Annotated in this window: 19 protein-coding genes; 8 read left to right on the top strand and 11 right to left on the bottom strand. The window is 64.6% G+C overall.

The window, feature by feature from the left end; all coding sequences use genetic code 11:
• The first annotated feature begins 14 nt into the window (after positions 1 to 14).
• Positions 15 to 1,826, top strand: a complete 1,812-nt coding sequence (ftsH, locus tag CW360_RS15615; protein WP_101194323.1) for an ATP-dependent zinc metalloprotease FtsH — start codon at positions 15 to 17, stop codon at positions 1,824 to 1,826.
• Positions 1,823 to 2,227: a Cu(I)-responsive transcriptional regulator gene (cueR, locus tag CW360_RS15610; protein ID WP_093984718.1), complete on the top strand. Its 405-nt coding sequence runs from the start codon at positions 1,823 to 1,825 to the stop codon at positions 2,225 to 2,227. The genes ftsH and cueR overlap by 4 nt, the downstream gene beginning before the upstream one ends.
• On the opposite strand, the gene CW360_RS15605 is transcribed toward cueR, so the two are convergent.
• Positions 2,190 to 2,786 carry an eCIS core domain-containing protein gene (locus tag CW360_RS15605; RefSeq protein ID WP_093984717.1) on the bottom strand — a complete coding sequence of 199 codons (597 nt, stop codon included), beginning with the start codon at positions 2,784 to 2,786 and terminating at the stop codon, positions 2,190 to 2,192. The genes cueR and CW360_RS15605 overlap by 38 nt on opposite strands.
• A 55-nt stretch (positions 2,787 to 2,841) precedes the next feature.
• Entirely contained in the window at positions 2,842 to 3,726 is an 885-nt protein-coding gene (locus CW360_RS15600; RefSeq protein ID WP_093984716.1) for a PA4780 family RIO1-like protein kinase, read from the bottom strand.
• Between the two features lie 138 nt (positions 3,727 to 3,864).
• Between CW360_RS15600 and CW360_RS15595 the strand changes: the two genes are divergently transcribed.
• Both CW360_RS15595 and CW360_RS15590 read left to right on the top strand, forming a co-directional pair.
• On the top strand, positions 3,865 to 4,371 hold the full coding sequence (locus CW360_RS15595) for a methylated-DNA--[protein]-cysteine S-methyltransferase (RefSeq protein ID WP_157825313.1): 507 nt from the start codon (positions 3,865 to 3,867) through the stop codon (positions 4,369 to 4,371).
• A 52-nt stretch (positions 4,372 to 4,423) separates the two neighbouring features.
• Complete coding sequence (locus CW360_RS15590; protein ID WP_101194321.1) at positions 4,424 to 5,410, top strand: sensor domain-containing diguanylate cyclase; 987 nt, start codon at positions 4,424 to 4,426, stop codon at positions 5,408 to 5,410.
• A gap of 78 nt (positions 5,411 to 5,488) precedes the next feature.
• Here CW360_RS15590 and CW360_RS15585 read toward each other — a convergent pair whose 3' ends face one another.
• From CW360_RS15585 to CW360_RS15555, 7 genes are all read right to left on the bottom strand, one after another.
• Positions 5,489 to 7,255 carry a sodium:solute symporter family protein gene (locus CW360_RS15585; protein WP_101194320.1) on the bottom strand — a complete coding sequence of 589 codons (1,767 nt, stop codon included), beginning with the start codon at positions 7,253 to 7,255 and terminating at the stop codon, positions 5,489 to 5,491.
• A gap of 10 nt (positions 7,256 to 7,265) precedes the next feature.
• Positions 7,266 to 7,532, bottom strand: coding sequence for a DUF4212 domain-containing protein (locus CW360_RS15580; RefSeq protein WP_093984712.1), 267 nt, complete (start codon positions 7,530 to 7,532; stop codon positions 7,266 to 7,268).
• Positions 7,533 to 7,776: 244 nt separating this feature from the next.
• The gene (locus tag CW360_RS15575; RefSeq protein WP_133063655.1) at positions 7,777 to 8,097 is read right to left on the bottom strand and encodes a hypothetical protein; all 321 of its coding nucleotides are present in this window, start codon (positions 8,095 to 8,097) and stop codon (positions 7,777 to 7,779) included.
• 2 nt (positions 8,098 to 8,099) lie between these two features.
• Positions 8,100 to 9,431 (bottom strand): cell envelope integrity protein CreD, encoded by a 1,332-nt coding sequence (creD, locus tag CW360_RS15570; protein WP_093984710.1) that lies wholly within the window; start codon positions 9,429 to 9,431, stop codon positions 8,100 to 8,102.
• A gap of 112 nt (positions 9,432 to 9,543) precedes the next feature.
• Positions 9,544 to 10,968, bottom strand: a complete 1,425-nt coding sequence (creC, locus tag CW360_RS15565) for a two-component system sensor histidine kinase CreC (protein ID WP_101194395.1) — start codon at positions 10,966 to 10,968, stop codon at positions 9,544 to 9,546.
• A gap of 20 nt (positions 10,969 to 10,988) precedes the next feature.
• Positions 10,989 to 11,669 carry a two-component system response regulator CreB gene (creB, locus tag CW360_RS15560; RefSeq protein WP_101194319.1) on the bottom strand — a complete coding sequence of 227 codons (681 nt, stop codon included), beginning with the start codon at positions 11,667 to 11,669 and terminating at the stop codon, positions 10,989 to 10,991.
• A 109-nt stretch (positions 11,670 to 11,778) separates the two neighbouring features.
• Complete coding sequence (locus CW360_RS15555; protein ID WP_101194318.1) at positions 11,779 to 13,014, bottom strand: cyclic di-GMP phosphodiesterase; 1,236 nt, start codon at positions 13,012 to 13,014, stop codon at positions 11,779 to 11,781.
• A gap of 214 nt (positions 13,015 to 13,228) precedes the next feature.
• Here CW360_RS15555 and dbpA point away from each other — a divergent pair, with 214 nt between their 5' ends.
• Positions 13,229 to 14,605: an ATP-dependent RNA helicase DbpA gene (gene dbpA, locus CW360_RS15550; protein ID WP_101194394.1), complete on the top strand. Its 1,377-nt coding sequence runs from the start codon at positions 13,229 to 13,231 to the stop codon at positions 14,603 to 14,605.
• A 4-nt stretch (positions 14,606 to 14,609) separates the two neighbouring features.
• On the opposite strand, the gene CW360_RS15545 is transcribed toward dbpA, so the two are convergent.
• Complete coding sequence (locus tag CW360_RS15545) at positions 14,610 to 15,455, bottom strand: HDOD domain-containing protein (protein WP_157825312.1); 846 nt, start codon at positions 15,453 to 15,455, stop codon at positions 14,610 to 14,612.
• Positions 15,456 to 15,524: 69 nt separating this feature from the next.
• On the opposite strand from CW360_RS15545, the gene CW360_RS15540 reads away from it, so the two are divergent.
• The 3 genes from CW360_RS15540 to CW360_RS15530 all read left to right on the top strand — a co-directional run bounded on the left by CW360_RS15540 (position 15,525) and on the right by CW360_RS15530 (position 18,192).
• Entirely contained in the window at positions 15,525 to 16,403 is an 879-nt protein-coding gene (locus CW360_RS15540) for a cation efflux transmembrane domain-containing protein (protein ID WP_188390279.1), read from the top strand.
• 65 nt (positions 16,404 to 16,468) lie between these two features.
• Positions 16,469 to 17,707, top strand: coding sequence for a GGDEF domain-containing response regulator (locus tag CW360_RS15535; protein ID WP_093984816.1), 1,239 nt, complete (start codon positions 16,469 to 16,471; stop codon positions 17,705 to 17,707).
• A complete protein-coding gene (locus CW360_RS15530; RefSeq protein WP_093984705.1) occupies positions 17,707 to 18,192 on the top strand; it encodes a GreA/GreB family elongation factor in 486 nt (161 codons plus the stop codon). Before CW360_RS15535 ends, CW360_RS15530 begins: the two co-directional genes overlap by 1 nt.
• On the opposite strand, the gene CW360_RS15525 is transcribed toward CW360_RS15530, so the two are convergent.
• The gene (locus CW360_RS15525) at positions 18,165 to 18,680 is read right to left on the bottom strand and encodes a YgjP-like metallopeptidase domain-containing protein (RefSeq protein WP_101194316.1); all 516 of its coding nucleotides are present in this window, start codon (positions 18,678 to 18,680) and stop codon (positions 18,165 to 18,167) included. The genes CW360_RS15530 and CW360_RS15525 overlap by 28 nt on opposite strands.
• Positions 18,681 to 18,692 lie beyond the last annotated feature (12 nt).

Genomic DNA, 18,692 nt, shown 5'->3' with positions numbered 1-18,692 from the left:
CGATGGAACGGTTGATGAGACAGCACGCCCCTTTCCACATCAGTTACTGGCTGATCGCCGTGATCGCCTTTCTGCTCCTGCAAAGCCTGCTGGACAACCAGCAGCCGGTCGCACGCATTGCCTACAGCGAGTTCGTCAGCCAACTCAAGGAAGGCCGCATCAGCGAACTGGCCATCAGCGAACGGCAGATCGAAGGCCGCCTCAAGGAACCCCTCAGCGGTGGCCAACTGCGCTTCACCACCTTGCGCGTGGAACCCCAGCTGGCCGCCTTGCTCGAACAGTACCCGGTGCGCTACAGCGGCAAGCTGGAAAGCACCCTGCTGCGCGATGTGCTGTCCTGGGTGGTGCCGGCCCTGCTGTTCTTCGCCATCTGGCTGTTCCTGCTCAAGCGCCTGGGCAGCATGGGCGGCAGTGGCATGCTGCAGATCGGCAAGAGTCGCGCGCGGGTCTATGTGGAAACCGACATCCGGGTGAGCTTTGCCGATGTCGCCGGTGTCGACGAGGCTAAGCAAGAACTGCAGGAAATCGTCAACTTCCTCAAGGACCCCCAGGGCTATGGCCGACTCGGTGGACGCATGCCCAAGGGCATCCTACTGGTTGGCCCGCCCGGCACCGGCAAGACCCTGCTGGCCAAGGCCGTGGCCGGCGAGGCCGGGGTGGCCTTCTTCTCCATCTCCGGCTCGGAGTTCGTCGAAATGTTCGTCGGTGTCGGCGCCGCACGGGTCCGCGACCTGTTCGAGCAGGCCCGCGCCCAGGCACCGGCGATCATCTTCATCGACGAGCTGGACGCCCTCGGCCGTGCCCGTGGCGTTGGCCCGCTGGGCGGCGGGCATGACGAGAAGGAGCAGACCCTCAACCAGTTGCTGGCCGAGCTCGACGGCTTCGACAGCCGCGGCGGCCTGGTGCTGCTCGCCGCCACCAACCGCCCGGAGATCCTCGACCCGGCGCTGTTGCGCGCCGGACGCTTCGACCGCCAGGTGCTGGTCGATCGCCCGGACCGTGCCGGGCGTGTGCAGATTCTCGCCGTGCACCTGCGCAAGGCGCAGCTGGCCGACGATGTCGACCCCCAGCAGATCGCCGCACTGACCCCCGGTTTCACCGGCGCCGACCTGGCCAACCTGGTCAACGAAGCGACCCTGCTGGCGACCCGCCGCCAGGCCGATGCGGTGGCGATGGATGATTTCACCGCGGCCATCGAGCGCATAGTCGCCGGTCTGGAAAAGCGCAATCGCCTGCTCAACCCCCGCGAGCGCGAAGTGGTCGCCTATCACGAAATGGGCCACGCCCTGGTGGCCATGGCCTTGCCGGGCAGCGACAAGGTACATAAGGTGTCGATCATTCCGCGCGGCATGGGTGCGCTGGGCTACACCATCCAGCGGCCTACCGAAGACCGCTTCCTGATGACCCGTGACGAGCTGCAGGACAAGATGGCCGTACTGCTTGGCGGGCGCGCCGCGGAATGGCTGGTGTTTGGCCAGCTGTCCACCGGCGCCGCCGATGACCTGGCCAAGGTAACCGACATCGCACGGGCCATGGTGACCCGCTACGGCATGAGCGAACGCCTCGGACATATCGCCCTGGAACGCGAACCGCAGGCCTTCCTGGCGAACGACCTGGCGGGCTGGCAGACACGGCACGACTACTCGCCCAATACCGCCACAGCGATCGACGAAGAGATCCGCGCGCTGATCGACCATGCCTTTGCACGCAGCCTGCAACTGCTTGAAGCCCGCCGTGCCCTGCTGGAGCGCGCCGCCCGCCAGCTGCTGGCCACGGAAACCCTGGATGCCACGGCCTTGCAGCAACTCGTCACGGAGGCCGTATGAATATCAGTCAGGCCGCCCGGCGCAGCGGGCTTTCCGCCAAGATGCTGCGCCACTACGAACAGATCGGCCTGCTGCCGGCAGCCGGACGCAGCGCCAACGGCTACCGGCAGTACGGCGAAGACGACCTACGCCGGCTCAACTTCATCAAGCATGCCCGTGACATGGGCTTTTCCCTGGAGGAAGTCGGTCAGCTGCTCGGCCTGTGGCAGGACCAGCAGCGCAGCAGCGCCGAGGTCAAGGCCCTGGCCCTGCAACATATCGCCAATCTGGAGCAGCGCATCGCCGAACTGAGCAGCCTGCGCGATACCCTGCGCCAGTTGGCCGATAGCTGCCAGGGCGACCAGCGGGCCGACTGCCCGATCCTCAGGGGCCTGGAGCAGGGAGCCTGTTGCGCCTCCTGAGCGCCAGGCGCACCTCGTTCTGCAAGGCATAGGCCGGACGCTCCAGGCTGTCCGGGTCACTCAGGTAACGTGCGGCAAAGCCCTCCACGCCCAGTTCCAGGTACTGCTGCACATGCAGCAGCTCGTGCGCCCAGAGCGCCACGTCCTGCTCGGCCTCGTGGGCATGCTGGAAGATCACGACGTCGATCAGGGTGATGGCATTGATGTCCGGGTTCTGCAGCACACCATGGCTGAGGCTGGTCGGGTTGGGATCGCCGACCCGGTAGCGCACCTGCTCCAGCAGGGCGCGATCGAAATAGCCAGCCAGGGCTTCACGCAGGGCGGCGGGGATCGGCTGGGTGCCCGCCGCCAGGGCGCGCTGCCGGGAAGCGATGATCCAGTCGCGCAAGCCTGGCACGGCCACTTCCTGTACACCGCGATGCAGCGGCGACTGCTCGTCCACACACAGACACAGCCCGACACAGACCAGTGCCTGACCAGCCGGGCAGCGCTGTGCCGCCGTCCAGGCGAAGCTCGGCAGGCTCAGGCAGCACAGCAGGCAAAACAGGCGCAGCAACATGGCAAGACTCGACAGCAGGAACCTGGCGACTGGGACAACGCCGCCGTTTAGCCGTTCAACGCGCCCAGGGCGGCGTCGGCTCCGGCGCTTCCTGGTCATCGGCCTGCAGGGCGGCCTGACGGCGCGCCTCGTCGGCCAGCGCCGCCTTGATCTCGCGCAGTACGGCCTGCACATCGGCACTGTCCTGCGTTTCCTCGACCTTACCGGTCAGCGGGCTGTCGGGCGTCAGCTTGCCTTCTTCGAACAGCGCCCACATTTCCTCGGCATAACGGGTGTCGAGCAGCTCGGGGGCAAACTGGCCGAAATACTCGGCCATGTTGCGCACGTCACGCTGCAGCATGCTGAAGGCGTGATTGTTGGCCGCCGCGTCCACCGCCTGCGGCAGGTCGATGATCACTGGCCCGTAAGGGTCGAGCAGCACGTTGAACTCGGAAAGGTCGCCATGCACCAGGCCGGCACAGAGCATCTTGACGATCTCGCCGATCATGAAGGCGTGGAACTCGCGGGCATCCTCGGGCAGCAGGTCGACATCGTTGAGGCGCGGCGCGGCATCACCGTAACCGTCATCGACCAGCTCCATGAGCAGCACGCCGTCCAGGTAGTCATAGGGCTTGGGCACCCGCACCCCGGCATTGGCCAGGCGGAACAGCGCGGCCACCTCGGCGTTCTGCCAGGCTTCCTCCTGCTCCTTGCGCCCGTACTTGCTGCCGCGCGCCATGGCCCGTGCATCACGCGAGTTACGCGTCTTGCGCCCTTCCTGATACTGCACGGCCTGGCGAAAACCGCGCTTGTTGGCCTCCTTGTAGACCTTGGCGCAGCGCAGCTCGTCGCCACAGCGCACCACGTACACCGAAGCTTCCTTACCGCTCATCAGCGGGCGAATCACTTCGTCGATCAGGCCGTCTTCCAGCAACGGCTGCAGGCGTTTCGGGGTCTTCATGGAGTTCGGCGCAGGGCTCGGCAACGGCACATGGCGCCTGTTATACGGCAATTGCCGACAGCGCGATAGCCGCACGGCTTGACCCAACGCGCCGCAGGCGCACACTGTAGCCCAGGCCTGGCCATGGAGACCCCCGGCATGACGCCCACCCTGCACTACCAACTGGCGCCCTGTGCGCTGGGCCAGCTGTTGCTGGCCGCTTCCCCGCGCGGCATTGCCTGGCTGGCACTGGGCGATCAGCCGCAAGCCCTGTGCGCTGAACTGCTGGCCGCCTATCCGGACGCCGCGCTATGCAGCGACGGCAGCCTGCACGACGCGTTGACGGCCATACAGCAGTACCTGCAGGACCCCGGACACCCCCCTGCCCTGCCCCTCGACCTAACCGGCACGCCCTACCAACAGCGCGTCTGGAGCGCCCTGCAGGAGATTCCCTGCGGCCGCACCGAAAGCTACAGCCAGTTGGCGGCCCGCCTGGGCAGCCACCCACGTGCGGTCGCCCGCGCCTGCGCCAGCAATCGGGTGGCCCTGCTGGTGCCCTGTCACCGCGTGCTGGCTGCCGATGGCGGCCTGGCCGGCTATCGCTGGGGCCTGGCCCGCAAGGCGGCATTACTCGCCAGCGAGGCCGACGGATGCACGATGGAATAGCCTGCCGGAGCGCACTACGCTTGCAGTATTTCCTTCTGAATGAGTCCTGTGGATGAGCGATCCGTCTGCCGACCGCATGCTTGAAGCGCTTTCACGACCACTGCTCAGGCTGGTCAAGGACTTGTGCGGCATGCAGGCCAGCTTCATCACCGTGATCGACTGGAATACCCAGCTGCAGCGGGTCATCCTGGTCGATGCCGACCCGGAGCTGCCTCTGTACGAAGGTGCCGAGAGCGCCTGGAGCCAATCGTTGTGCCGGCACATGTTCAGCCAGGGCATACAGCACAGCGACTGCATGGAGCAATTGTTTCCTGACACCCCCGGAGTGGCCATGGGCATTCGCAGCTTCATCGTCTTGCCGGTGGTCCACGGCGAGAAAACCCTTGGCACACTGTGTGCGGCCAGCCAGCAACGGCGGCCGCTGGACGACGCCACCCGGCAACGCCTGCAACTGATCAGCGAAGCCATCTCCTTGCAGCTGCACCTGACCCTGGAGTTACAGCAACTGCGCCAGGAAGCCGCCAGTCGCCAGCAGCAGATCAGCGACCTCAAGGAACTGGCCGACACCGACCCGCTCACCGGATTGCTCAATCGTCGTGGTTTCGCGCGCTGCTGGCAGCAACTACAAAGCGAGCCAAGTGGCCGCCTGGCCGTGATGGTCATCGATATCGATCATTTCAAGCGAATCAATGACCAGCATGGCCATGAACGTGGCGACCAGGCGCTGCAGCTGCTGGCTGCAGCCCTGCGCACATTGTCACGACAGCAGGATTACCTGGCCCGATTGGGTGGTGACGAGTTCGTGTTAGCCGCCCGCGACAGCAACGCGACCGGCCTGGCCAGCCTGGCAAAACGCCTGCAAGGCTATCTGCAAGAACACTGTGCGCCAGGGAGCGCGCCCATCGAGCTGAGCATTGGTATAGCCGACAATACCCGACAGGCCACCGACGACCTGTTGCGCCTGGCCGACCAGGCGCTCTACCAGAGCAAGCAGCAGGGCCGTAATCGCATCCAGATCAGCCCAACGCCCGAGGCCTGAACAGGCCGCCTTGCCCCATACGCGACACCAACAAAAACGCCCCGGCAAGCCGGGGCGTTGAAGGTCATGCTGGTCTACTCAGTGGTCGATGGCGGCACCGGCACCACGCGGTACACGGATGTCTTCGACCAGGTGCTGGATACGCTCCGGCGGTGCCGAGGTCAGCTTGGCAACGATAACCGCAGCAGCGAAGTTGAACAGCATACCCAAGGTACCGATGCCTTCCGGCGAGATACCGAACCACCAGTCGGCTGCGGTGGCAGTCGGGTTGATGAACTTGAAGTAGACGATGTAGCTGAAGGTGAAGGCCAGGCCCACCACCATGCCGGCAATCGCCCCTTCCTTGTTCATCTTCTTCGAGAAGATCCCCATGACGATGGCCGGGAAGAACGACGCAGCCGCCAGACCGAAGGCAAAGGCCACCACCTGGGCAACGAAGCCCGGCGGGTAGATACCGAACAAACCGGCGACCACCACAGCCACGCCGGCCGCCAGACGCGCAGCCAGCAGTTCACCCTTCTCGCTGATGTTCGGACGCAGGGTGCTCTTCAGCAGGTCATGGGAGATCGACGTGGAAATCACCAGCAACAGACCCGCAGCGGTAGACAGGGCGGCAGCCAGACCACCGGCGGCGATCAGCGCGATTACCCAGCCCGGCAGATTGGCGATTTCCGGGTTAGCCAGAACCATGATGTCGTTGTCCACGTACAGCTCGGTCTCGGCCGGAGTCGCCGGGTTCTTCAGCAGGCGTTCGCCATTCTCGCCGCGCTCGCCGGTGAATTCCGGCTTGCCGGCAAAGGCAGCGCCCGGACCGTACTGGATGATGCCGTCGTTGTTCTTGTCCATCCAGCCGATCAGGCCAGCGTTTTCCCAGGTCTTGAACCAGCTCGGCAGTTCCTGGTAGCTGGCATTGGGTACGGTGGACAACAGGTTGGTGCGCGCAAAGGCCGCCAGGGCCGGCGCGGTAGTGTAGAGAATGGCAATGAACAGCAGCGCGTAACCCGCCGACTTGCGCGCGTCACGCACGGTCGGCGTGGTGAAGAAGCGCACGATCACGTGCGGCAGACCCGCAGTACCGACCATCAGCGCCATGGTGATGAAAAACATGTCGGTCATCGACTTGCTGCCATCGGTGTAGGCGGTAAAGCCCAGCTCGGCACCCAGCCCGTTGAGGCGTTCAACAACGCTCTGCCCGGTACCGCTAACCTCGCTGCCAAAGCCCAGCTGCGGAATCGGGTTGCCGGTGATCATCATCGACACATAGATAGCCGGCACCATGTAGGCAAAGATCATCACGCAGTACTGTGCCACCTGGGTATAGGTGATGCCCTTCATGCCACCGAGTACGGAGTAGAAGAACACGATCGCCATGCCGATCACCACGCCGGTCTCGATGCTCACTTCCAGGTAGCGCGAGAAGACGATACCGACGCCACGCATCTGCCCGGCGACGTAGGTGAAGGAGATGAAGATCACGCAGACCACGGCGACCAGCCGTGCGGCCTTGGAGTAATAGCGCTCACCAATGAAGTCCGGCACGGTGAACTTGCCGAACTTGCGCAGGTAGGGCGCCAGGCACATGGCCAGCAGCACATAACCGCCGGTCCAGCCCATCAGGTAGACCGAACCATCGTAACCGGCGAAAGCGATGATCCCGGCCATGGAAATGAAGGACGCTGCGGACATCCAGTCGGCACCGGTGGCCATGCCGTTGAGTACCGGGTGTACGCCTTTGCTGGCCACATAGTACTCGCTGGTGGAGCCGGCACGGGTCCACAAGGCAATGCCGATGTACAGCGCGAAGGTCGCACCGACAAACAGGTAAATCAGGGTTTGGGTAGCCATGCTCGTCGACTCACTCTTCGTGCAGATCGTATTTGCGATCGAGCTGATTCATCTTCCACACGTAGAAGAAGATCATCAGCACGAACACGTAGATGGAACCCTGCTGGGCAAACCAGAAGCCCAGGGGGAAGCCGAAGAACTGAATAGCGTTGAGCTGCTCGACGAACAGGATGCCGGCGCCGAACGACACCGCGAACCACACCGCCAGCAGCCCCAGCATGAGCCGTAGGTTTTCTTTCCAGTAGGCAGTTGCTGCCTGTTCTTTTGACAAGGACATGAGGGACCTCCGCGTGTTGTTTTTGTTATACAGAGTTCAAGTTAGCAGCCGCCGGCAATTCAACCAGTCAGACTTTCGTCGCAGGATTTCCCTGGCGGCCGCCCATCAAGCGACGCCCAGGCCCGCGCTAGAGGCCTGGCGCACGGTTCGCAACGGCATGCCCCTCCTTTGGTCGCACCCCGCCAGTGCCAGGCTAGCCAGCAGGCCAGGCGGCGACCCTGCCGGCGCTCTTCGCGCAGGCCACTCATCGCCGATACCACAGCCAGTAACACAGCCCTGCCGGCAGGCAGGCCAGCTGCGCGTAGGCCAGCAGAAACTGCAGCAACGAACGCAAGGCCACGGGCTGGCTGTGCAGCGGCAGGCCCAGCAGGGCCTGCCAGAACTCGCCAGGCAGACGCTCCAGAAGCAGCGCCAGGGGCAGGCCACTGGCCTGCCAGAGCGCCACCACACGGAACTGCCCGGTCATCAGCAACGCCACCAGCAGCAGCCCTACGGCAATCAGGCCGAGCAGATAACAGCCGCCCAGACGCACCAGGCGCAACCACCACGCGGGAGACGCAGGCATGCTCACGCCCCCCTGCCCAGGCTGTACCAGTCCAGCCGGCGCGTCAGCAGCATGACCCCGGCCAGCAGGCCGAATACCAGCAGCGAGCCCATCAGCAGGGCGTAGTCCTCGGCATCCAGCAGGACATACAGCAAGCCATACAGCAGTCCCAGGGCCAGGGCAAAGGCACCGCCCCGCCAGGCACTGCGTAATACCGCGCTGAGATAGATGCCCAGCAGCAACACGCAGGCTGCCGCCGCCAGCAGGTAGGCCAGGGCAAACGGCACATGCTCGGCCAGCGACAGCAGCAGCAGGTAAAACAGCGCCAGGGCCAGCCCGACCAGGCCGTATTGCATAGGGTGTACCGCCAGGCGCTTGAGCACCTCGAAAAGAAAGAAACCGGCAAAGGTCAGGGCGATGAACAGCAACGCGTATTTGATCGCCCGCTCGCTCTTAAGGTACTGATCGACCGGGTTGATGAAGCTCACCGCAAAGGGGTTGTCGCTGTCGCTCAGGCAATGCCGGTGCCCCAGGCAGGCCTGCAGGCGCTCCTCATAGTTGGTGGCAAAGAAACTGCTCTGCCAGTGTGCCGTGAAGCCCTCTGCCGTCACTTCACGACGCTGCGGGAGGAACTGGCCGACGAAGCTCGGATGCGGCCAGTCGGCTCGCATCTGCCACTGACTGTCCCGCCCCAGGGGGCTCAGGGCGAGCTGCCGGGTACCCTGCAGGGCCAGGTCGAAGGTAAACGCCAGCTGTTGCCCGGCGGTCGATGGCAATGGCAGATCGGCGTGCACACCGGACTCCAGCAACAGCTCCCCCGAACCCGGGGCAAACGCCAGGGTCTGTTCGTTCCAGCGCAGCTGCAGGCTGCTTTCAATGCCACGGATATCGCTGATTCCCACGCTCAGATAGGGCGTATCGAAGACATAGTCGGCCCAGTCGGCGCTAATCCCGTAGTTCGCCGGCACCTGGAAATGCCCGCTGAACTGGTTGCGGCTGTGGTACAGCAGGGCCTGGTAGATACCCCGGCTGCGTGGCTCACTACTCACCTCGCTGGTCACCTGCAGGCGTTCCGGAAGGAAATACAGGCGTCCCTGGCGGACATGACTTTCCTCATAGCGCTGCCCGGTCTTGGCGTGGGTTTTCCATTCGCGCACGGTCTTGCGATAGGGCAGCACCAGCAACGGGCCGATCACCTGCTGCTGGCGACTGGCGCTGTTGGCGATATCCTCCAGGACCCGATCACGCAGTCCCTGGCGCTCCTCGACCAGGCCGCCGATCAGCAGCAGCGGGATCATCAGTAACATCATCAGCAAGGCGACCAGGCCCAGCTTCACAGTCATTTCTCGGTTCATCGCGGCACTCCTGCACAAGGCCCTAGGGGCAGACAGGCCTAGCGTGCAGCCGCCCGATGCAGGTTTTATGCAGGTCTGGTGCAGAGTGTGTGTAGAACCTGTGCAGGCCGGCTCAGGCCGCCGGCAAGCACAGACTGGCCTGCACGCCACCTGCCACGTTACCCACCTCCAGGCGCCCACCATGCAGCGCGGCGACCTCGGCAACGAAGTTCAGGCCCAGGCCGGTGCTCTTGCGCCCGCTGCCCGGCCGCGGCAGCGAGTAGAAGCGCTCGGTCAGGCGTGCCAGGGCATACTCGGGAATCGCCTGGCCAGGATTGAACAGCCGCACGCACAGCTGTTCGCCCTGGCGCTCGGCACGCCATTCCAGGGTAGCGCCGGACGGACTGAAGTCGATGGCGTTGTCCAGCAGGTTGGCCAGCGCCTGCTGCAACAGGAAGGGCTCGCCGAGCACCTGCAGCGACTCATCCATCTGCCAGGTACAGTGCAGCCCGGCACGCTGCAAGCGCGCGGCCTGTCCCTGGCAGAGCTGCTCGCACAGCGCCCGCAGCGCCACCGGCTGGACCTGCTGCAGGCTCTGCTGCTGCTCCACCAGAGCCAGCCCCAACAGGCGCTCGATCAGCTGCTGAAGACGGGCGCTTTCCTGCTGGATATTGCCCAGGAAACGCTGGCGCTGCGCCGCCGGCATCTCGCCCTCGAGCAGTTCGGCGGCACCTCGAATGGCCGCCAGCGGGCTTTTCAGTTCATGGGTCAGGGTATGTACGTAGTGCTCGACGTAGGCCTTGCCGTCCAGCTCGGCGCGCATCTGCTCCAGGGCGCGGGCCAGCTGGCCCAGTTCGCCACCCCGCCCCTGCGGCAGGCTGGCACGCTGGCCGGCGGCCACCGCCACGGCATAGCCGGTCAGGCGGCGCAACGCCGCACTCAGCCACCAGGACAGCGCCGCACCGACGAGCAGGCCGAGCAGGCTGAAACCTGCGGCAAACCAGGCCAGGCGCCGTTGCGAGCGTTCGATGTAGGGTTGCAGGGTACGGCTGGGCTTGCTCACCGAGACCACGCCAATGATCCGCCCGGCGTCGCGGATCGGCGCTGCCACATACATCACCGAGGATTGCGGGTCATCGGCAACCTCGCGACTGGAGCGCGCGCCATACTGGCCACGCAGGGTCAGGTAGACATCATTCCAGCGTGAATAGTCCTGGCCCACCGCCACACCGCTGGAATCGAGCAGCACGCGGCCCTGTGCATCGGTGACATAGATACGGTGGCTGACACTGTTCTTGGCGATGTCCCAGATCTGCGCCTGCGGCTGGCGCTGCCCATAGGCCTGGAACAAGGCCTGCCAGTCGCGCTCGTGCAGGCGGCCGTCACGCAGGTCGTCGCGCAGCAGTTCGGCCAGCAGGTTGGCGGTGTCGACCAGGGTTTCCTCGGTGCTTTGCCGGACTCCGGGGCGAATTTCCTCCATCACCGTGGACAGCACGAACCAGCCGGCCAGCCCGACGAAACAGAAGTACACCAGAAAGATGCGTACCCCCAGCGGCATGCCGGGCAGGCGCAGCCCGCTCATTGCAGCCTCAGGCTGTAGCCCAGGCCACGATGGGTATGGATCGCCTCACTGCTGTCGCGTACCTGACGCAGCTTGCTGCGCAAGGCGCGAATATGACTGTCGATGGTTCGCTCATAGCCGGCTTCGGCACTCACACCACTGGCCTGCAGCAGCTGCTCGCGGCTGAACACCCGCTCCGGCTGTTGCAACAGGCAGTGCAGCAGGCGCAATTCATGGCGAGTCAGGGCCAGCACATGGCCGTGATAGCTGATCTGCTGACGCAACGCATCATAGTGGAAGACCTCGGGTGCGGCGGCCGCTGGCTGCGCGACAGCCGGGCGTACCCGTTTGAGGATGGCCTTGACCCGCGCCGCCACTTCGCGCGGACTGAACGGCTTGCTGACATAGTCGTCGGCACCAATCTCCAGGCCGACCACGCGGTCGATCTCGCTATTGCGCGCGGTGAGGAACAACACCGGCACCTCGCTGCTGCGCCGCAACTGCTTGCACGCCTCGAAACCGCTCATGTCGGGCAAGCCGACATCGAGAATCCACAAGTCGGCCGGCTCACGCGCATGCAGTGCCAGTGCGTCGCCCGCCAGGCTTACCCAACTGGTGCGAAAGCCCTCACCCTGCAGGGCAAACAGCAGGGTATCGGCAATCGCGGCTTCGTCTTCGACAATCAGAATGTGCTGCATGGCTGGGCGCGGTGCGTGGAAAACATCGCCGCACGGTGCCGCAGTGCCGCGCGGCGGTCAAATCATCCCGCGCATTTTGCCAGACGTGCCGCAGCGCGCAGCCGTCTGCTCAGGCACGCGGCTCGGGCAAACCGCTCCACAACTCGTCGAGGTTGCGGAACCCCCACTCCTGTGGGTCTTCGCGTCCGATGATCTTCTCCTGGCCGGCCCATTTGGCCAGGTCGACGATTTCCTGCGGCAACGGCAGGCGTGACTTGGCGGAAAAGAACACCTTGACCTTGGGCGTCAGCAGCGACTTCTCGTGCTGCTCCACCACCACCGCCAGGCGCCCGCTCTGCAAACGTACCAGCGCGCCCACCGGGTAGATGCCCACCGACTTGACGAAGGCCTGGAAGACCGCCTCGTCGAAATGCCCCTTGCTCCATTCGGCCATCTTGCGGATCGACTCCGCCGGGTCCCAGCCTTTCTTGTAGGGGCGATCCGAGGTAATCGCATCGTAGACATCGCACACGGCGCCCATCTTGGCGAACAGGCTGATCTGCTCGCCATTCAGGCGATGCGGGTAGCCCGTACCGTCGACTTTTTCATGGTGGTGCAGGCAGACATCCACCACCAGCGCGCTGACCTGTTTGCTCTCCAGGAGAATGCGACTGCCTGCCTCGGGATGCGCCTTGACCGCAACGAACTCGGCTTCGGTGAGCTTGCCAGGCTTGTTGAGAATCTGATCGTCCACCGCCATCTTGCCGATGTCGTGGAGCAGCCCGGCCAGCCCGGCTTCACGCACCTGGCGCTCCTCCAGACCCAACTGGCGAGCCAGGGCAATCATCAGCGCACAGACCGCCACCGAGTGCATGTAGGTGTATTCATCGGCATTTTTCAGGCGCGCCAGGCTGATCAGCGCATTGGGGTGACGGATGATCGATTCGGTGATTTCCTCAACCAGCTCGCCGGCCTGTTCGACGCCAATTGCCCGGCCCATGCGCGCATCGCTGAACATGGCCATCACCGCCTGCTTGGAGCGCTGGCAGAGCTTCAGCGCACGCTGGGCTTCCTCGGCCATGCTGGCGCGCGGTGGCGGAGTATCCTGCGCGGCAGCCAGCAGCCGCTGCTCGACCTCGGCAGCGGCCTCCTCAGCCGTCTGCGCCTGCACACCCGCGGCGACATCCAGGCCCTTGCTGGTATCGATCCACAGCTCGCCAATACTGCTCTCGCGAATCCGCCGCAGGTCCGCCTGGCTGGACAGCACGAACTTGCTCCTCCAGAACGGATGATCCATCCATGACCCGCAGAACTCCTGGATGTACATGCCGACACGCACATCGGCTACCGCAATTCGCTTCAGCATCAAGCCACCTGCCAGGATATCGCCTTGTCACCAGACCGGCAGAACAGCCGCCCGGTACAGGGGTACAGACATACTCCCACCCCTTATCCGATGCATGATACCAGCGCCCTGCGCTGGCCGCCGCTGGCAAATGGTCGCCCAGTGCCGGTGATCGCCGGCTCAAGCAGGCTGGTCGCCAGCTGTTACACTAGTGCCTCCTTATTCTGCAGGCTGCATCGTGACCCTCGCCTTTTCTTCCCTGTCCCTGAGCCCGGCCATGCTGGCCAACCTGTCCAGCCTGGGCTACCAGCAGATGACCGAGATCCAGGCCGCCAGCCTGCCGCTGATCCTCAAGGGGCGCGACCTGATCGCCCAGGCCAAGACCGGCAGCGGGAAAACCGCCGCCTTCGCCCTCGGCCTGCTGCAGCCGATCAACCCGCGCTACTTTGGCTGCCAGGCGCTGGTACTCTGCCCGACTCGCGAACTGGCCGATCAGGTGGCCAAGGAAATCCGCCGCCTGGCGCGCGCCGCCGAGAATATAAAGGTGCTGACCCTGTGTGGTGGCGTCCCCTTCGGCCCACAGATCGGTTCACTGGAGCATGGCGCACACATCATCGTCGGCACGCCAGGGCGTATCCAGGAACACCTGCGCAAGGGCACGCTGAGCCTCTCCGGGCTGAATACCCTGGTGCTTGACGAAGCCGACCGCATGCTCGACATGGGTTTCATCGACAGCATTGCCGAGGTCATCGCGCAAACCCCGACGCGGCGCCAGACCCTGCTGTTCTCGGCCACCTACCCGCCAGCCATCGAGCAACTGGCGGCCCGCTTCCTGCGCGACCCGGCGCGTGTCGAAGTACAGGCTCAGCACGACAATACGCAGATCGAGCAACGTTTCTACGAGATCCAGGCCGAACAGCGCTACGACGCCGTACTGCACCTGCTGCGGCATTTCCGCCGGCAACCCGCGGTGGCCTTCTGTGCCACCCGCCTGCAATGCGACGAGCTGGTGGCCCGTCTGGAAGCCGAGAAGATTTCCGCCGCAGCCCTGCATGGCGACCTCGAACAGCGCGAACGCGACCAGGTACTGGCACTGTTTGCCAACCGCAGCCTGAGCGTCCTGGTAGCCACCGATGTGGCGGCGCGCGGCCTGGACATCGAAGGCCTGCAACTGGTGCTGAATGTCGAACTGGCCCGCGACCCGGAAGTGCATGTACACCGTATCGGACGTACCGGGCGGGCCGGCGAAACGGGGCTGGCGGTGAGTCTGGTAGCCCCCGCCGAAGCGCGTCGCGTGCAGGCCATCGAGGCACTGCAAGGCCAGGCCGCCGCCTGGTTCCCGCTGGCCGGCCTGAAAACCAGCCTGGAGCCGCTGCTGCCGCCCATGCACACCCTGTGTATCGCCGCCGGACGCAAGGACAAGCTGCGTCCCGGCGACATCCTCGGCGCGCTGACCGGCAACGGCGCAATCCCCGCCGACAAGATCGGCAAGATCAGCCTGTTCGACCACCAGGCACTGGTCGCCGTGGAACGCGCGCTGGCCCGCCAGGCGCTGGAGCAGCTGAGCAACGGGCGCATCAAGGGCCGCAGCCTGCGCGTACGCCAGCTCTAAGCCGCTAACGCAGGCTATCGAGAATCGCCTGGATCTCCTCGGCATGCGCGGAGACCAGGTTCAGCTGGCCGCGCTCATCCATGAAATCCAGTGCTGCCGGCAGTTTGGCATAGGCGGCCAGGCTTTGCAGCGCGGGCAACGCCGCCTCGCCCTGCGCGCGCAGCGTATGCCAACGCGCCAGGTTGAGCACATCCAGCAGGCCCAGCGGCAGCGCGTCGCCATGCTGCCAGTCGCCGGCATGACGGATGACCTCGACGTACTCATCCGCCACCCCCCACTTGCGCAGCATGATCACCCCCAGGCCACCGCGATACTCATCGCACAGCCGCTGGTAGATACCCTGCTCCGCTTCGCCCATGTTCTGACGAAAGGCCGAAAGCACCGCCAGGCTGCCAATCTCGCTGAGCAGACTGACCAGCATGGCCTGTTCCACCGGCAACGCCACCAGACGCCGGGCCAGAAAACAGCACAGGCTGGTCTGCAAGAGCAGGCGCTCCCACACCTGCAGGAACACCTTCTTGTGCCCGGCACTGTGCAGGGTGAACAGGCTGCGCACGCTGTGCAGCATGGTAATGCTGTCGACCTGCGGCAAACCCAGGGTGTTCAGCGCCTCGACCAGGTTGCGAGCCGGCCGGCGCAAGCGCTGCAGCGGATTGCTGGCGTACTTGATCAGCAGCGCCGTCAACGCCGGATCACGACTGATCAGCCGCGCCAGCTCGGCCAGGCTGGCTTGCCCCTGGCTCAGCGCGCGACGAATCGCCAGGGTAATACTCGGCAGGCTGGGTAACTGCTCTTCGCCGGCCAACAGCTGCGACACCAGTTGCCGATAGATTGCATAATCACTGGACACCACCGTACTCCCCGTCACCCTGCGTGCCTAGAGCATAGCCTGCCCGGGCCACGCTGCCGGAGCCCTGCCATGTCCAAACCCACCTGTACCTGCCCAAACACCTGCGCGGCAACCGCGCCGGGCGCTGAGGCTCCGCTCCCCGCCGAAGGCTGGCTGCTGCGCTACGAATTACGCCGGATGGATTGTCCGGCCGAGGAACGCCTGGTGCGCCTGGCCCTGGCTGATATCGCGGGTATCGAACAACTGCGTATTGATCTGTCACAGCGCCAGCTGCTGCTCTGCCTTGCCGCCCCCAACAGCGCCGTGGAGCAAGCCGTGGAAAACCTCCAACTGGCGGCGCGCTGCCTGGAGTCACGCCCCCTGCGCAGCGATGACCACGCAACGGACAACCCGACAACTGCGCAGGCACAACGCCAGACCCTCTGCATTCTGCTGGCGCTGAATGGGCTGATGTTTGTCGCCGAGCTGCTCGGCGGCTGGTGGGCGCAGTCCAGCGGCCTGCTGGCCGACAGCCTGGATATGCTGGCCGATGCCAGCGTGTATGGCCTGGCACTATGGGCCGTGGGTCATGATCTGCTACGCCAGCGCCGCGCCGCCCATTATGCCGGTTGGGTTCAGGCCGCACTGGCAGTACTGATCCTGGCGGATGTCGTGCGCCGCTTCCTGTATGGCAGCGAGCCGCAGTCCACGTTGATGCTGGCCATGGGCGGTGCAGCGCTGGCCGTGAACCTGACCTGTCTATGGCTGGTACACCGCCAGCGCCATGGCGGTACGCACATGCGCGCCTCGCTGATCTTCTCAGCCAATGACGTCCTGGCCAATCTAGGACTGCTGCTGGCCGCCGGCCTGGTCGCCTGGAGCGGCTCGGCCTACCCGGATCTGCTGATCGGCCTGCTGATCGTCGCCCTGGTACTGTTCGGCGCATGGCGAATTCTGCGCCTGCCTTGAAAGCGGGCGCGATGGCAGGCCTGCGCGGGCTGTGCCATCATCGGCCCGTCGTCGTGGAGAATATCGTGCGTAATATCCTGGTCATCGAAGACAGTCCACTGGTGCTCAAGGTACTCGAGCATCTGTTCCGCCAGGATGGCGCACTACAACCGGTGTTCTGCGCCAGTTTTGGCGAGGCACAGCTGTTGCTGGAAACCTCGGCCAACCTGTTCTTCGCTGCCATCGTCGACCTCAACCTGCCCGACGCGCCCAACGGCGAAGTGGTTGATCTGGTCTTGCAGTACAGCCTGCCGTGCATCGTGCTCAGTTCTTCCTATAACGAACAGCGTCGCGACGAGCTGCTGCTCAAGGGCGTGGTCGACTATGTGCTGAAGGAAAGCCAGCACTCCTACGACTACGTGCTGCGCCTGATTCACCGTCTGGAACGCAATTGCCAGGTGAAGATCCTGATTGCCGAGGATTCCGAGGCAACCCGCCACTACATTCGCCGGGTACTCACTCCGCACCTGTACCAGATCATCGATGCCGTGGATGGCGACGAAGCCCTGCGCATCCTCCAGGAGCAGCCGGATATCGACCTGTTTCTGGTCGACCACAGCATGCCCGGTCTCAGCGGCTTCGAGCTGGTCAAACTGCTGCGCCAGCAGATGCGCCGCAGCGAACTGATCATTCTCGGCCTGTCCGCCGACGCCAAGGGTTCGCTCAGCGCACTATTCATCAAACACGGTGCCGATGACTTCCTGCGCAAACCCTTCTGTCCGGAAGAGCTCAACTGCCGGGTCATGTCGACGCTGGAACGTCGTGACCTGCTGCGCGCACTCAAACAGGCGGCGCAGTTCGACTCGCTGACCGGCCTGCACAACCGTCGCTCGTTCTATGACAACGCCTGCCGCCAGCTGCAACAGGCCGCACGCAAGGGCCAGGGTCTGAGCGTAGCCATGCTCGATCTCGACCTGTTCAAACAGATCAACGACCAGTTTGGCCATGCCAGTGGCGATGCCGCCCTGGTGGGCTTTGCCCAGGCCGCTCGGCAGTGCCTGCCACACGCCTTGATCGGCCGCCTGGGAGGAGAGGAATTCGCCCTGCTCAGCACGCTACCCGCCGCCCAACTGGCGGACAGCCTGCAACAGCTGCGCGCACAGTGTGCGCACATCAAGTACGCCATCGGCGCACCGCCACTGTCGTTCAGCGCGGGTATCCATCAGACCACGGGAGAGGAACTGGAACAGTGCCTGCAGCAGGCCGACCAGCAGCTCTATCGCGCCAAGAGTGACGGCCGCGGCCGCAGCTATTGGCAAGCCTGATGTTCGACAAGACGCTGCTGCTGCAACAGTTGCACGAGCACCTGCAGGATGATCTGCAGCTGGCCGAACGTGCCTTGCAGGCCAGCCACGAGGCGGCCACCCACGAGCAGAGCAAAGCCGAAAACAAGTACGACACGCGCGGCTTGGAGGCCGCCTACCTGGCCAACGGCCAGCAGCAGCGCTGCCTGGAAATACGCCAGGCCCTCCAGCAATTACACAACCTGCAACTGCGCCCGGTCGATCAGCAAGGCCGCGTTCAGCTGACCAGCCTGGTCGCCCTGCAGGATGCCCAGGAGCAGTGCCAATGGTTATGGCTGCTGCCCATGGCCGCCGGCACACGGCTGCAGCAAAACGCCCTGCGCGTGCAAGTGATCAGCCCCCAGGCGCCGCTGGGCCAGGCACTGCTCGGCCTGCAGGAAGGCGATGAAGTCAGCCTGCAACGGGAAGGCACGCCACGCTACTGGCAGGTCGTGGCAGTCTGCTGAGTCGCTTCGCGCCAGCATAGCCAGGCACGCAGGTCGAACTCGATCTGCGCGTAACCCGGCAGCATGTGTTGGCACAGCTGGTAGAAGGCCTTGTTGTGCTCACTCTCGCGCAGATGAGCCAACTCATGCACCAGGATCATGTCGAGAAAGGCCGCCGGCGCTTCGCGAAACAGGCTGGCCACGCGAATTTCCTTCTTGGCCTTGAGTCGTCCGCCCTGCACCCGGGAAATCGCCGTATGCAGGCCCAGCGCATGCCGCAGCACATCCAGCTTGCTGTCGTAGAGCACCTTGTCGATGGCCGGCGCGCTGCGCAGGAAACGCTGCTTGAGTTGCAGGCAATGCGCGTACAACGCCTTGTCGCTCTGCACGGCGTGACGCTCTGGATAACGCTGGGCCAGGTAGTCACCCAGACGCTGCTGCTGTAGCAGCACGCCTACCTGCTGTTGCAGGTGGAGCGGATAACCCTGCAGATAACGCAATGCCGTCATGCACTGCTCCGG

The sequence above is a fragment of the Pseudomonas fluvialis genome, from assembly GCF_002835605.1.
Taxonomy (GTDB): domain Bacteria; phylum Pseudomonadota; class Gammaproteobacteria; order Pseudomonadales; family Pseudomonadaceae; genus Aquipseudomonas; species Aquipseudomonas fluvialis.
This window is presented reverse-complemented; position numbering and strand designations above follow the sequence as displayed.

Excerpts from the sequence above, each read along its gene's own strand:
- CW360_RS15540 (WP_188390279.1), top strand. The coding sequence starts at position 15,525 with ATGTCCAAACCCACCTGTACCTGCCCAAACACCTGCGCGGCAACCGCG.
- CW360_RS15525 (WP_101194316.1), bottom strand. The coding sequence starts at position 18,680 with ATGACGGCATTGCGTTATCTGCAGGGTTATCCGCTCCACCTGCAACAG.
- ftsH (WP_101194323.1), top strand. The coding sequence starts at position 15 with ATGAGACAGCACGCCCCTTTCCACATCAGTTACTGGCTGATCGCCGTG.
- CW360_RS15585 (WP_101194320.1), bottom strand. The coding sequence starts at position 7,255 with ATGGCTACCCAAACCCTGATTTACCTGTTTGTCGGTGCGACCTTCGCG.
- cueR (WP_093984718.1), top strand. The coding sequence starts at position 1,823 with ATGAATATCAGTCAGGCCGCCCGGCGCAGCGGGCTTTCCGCCAAGATG.
- CW360_RS15605 (WP_093984717.1), bottom strand. The coding sequence starts at position 2,786 with ATGTTGCTGCGCCTGTTTTGCCTGCTGTGCTGCCTGAGCCTGCCGAGC.
- CW360_RS15555 (WP_101194318.1), bottom strand. The coding sequence starts at position 13,014 with ATGCTGAAGCGAATTGCGGTAGCCGATGTGCGTGTCGGCATGTACATC.
- creD (WP_093984710.1), bottom strand. The coding sequence starts at position 9,431 with ATGAACCGAGAAATGACTGTGAAGCTGGGCCTGGTCGCCTTGCTGATG.
- CW360_RS15600 (WP_093984716.1), bottom strand. The coding sequence starts at position 3,726 with ATGAAGACCCCGAAACGCCTGCAGCCGTTGCTGGAAGACGGCCTGATC.
- CW360_RS15575 (WP_133063655.1), bottom strand. The coding sequence starts at position 8,097 with ATGCCTGCGTCTCCCGCGTGGTGGTTGCGCCTGGTGCGTCTGGGCGGC.
- creB (WP_101194319.1), bottom strand. The coding sequence starts at position 11,669 with ATGCAGCACATTCTGATTGTCGAAGACGAAGCCGCGATTGCCGATACC.
- CW360_RS15530 (WP_093984705.1), top strand. The coding sequence starts at position 17,707 with ATGTTCGACAAGACGCTGCTGCTGCAACAGTTGCACGAGCACCTGCAG.
- CW360_RS15580 (WP_093984712.1), bottom strand. The coding sequence starts at position 7,532 with ATGTCCTTGTCAAAAGAACAGGCAGCAACTGCCTACTGGAAAGAAAAC.
- creC (WP_101194395.1), bottom strand. The coding sequence starts at position 10,968 with ATGCCGCTGGGGGTACGCATCTTTCTGGTGTACTTCTGTTTCGTCGGG.
- CW360_RS15595 (WP_157825313.1), top strand. The coding sequence starts at position 3,865 with ATGACGCCCACCCTGCACTACCAACTGGCGCCCTGTGCGCTGGGCCAG.
- CW360_RS15590 (WP_101194321.1), top strand. The coding sequence starts at position 4,424 with ATGAGCGATCCGTCTGCCGACCGCATGCTTGAAGCGCTTTCACGACCA.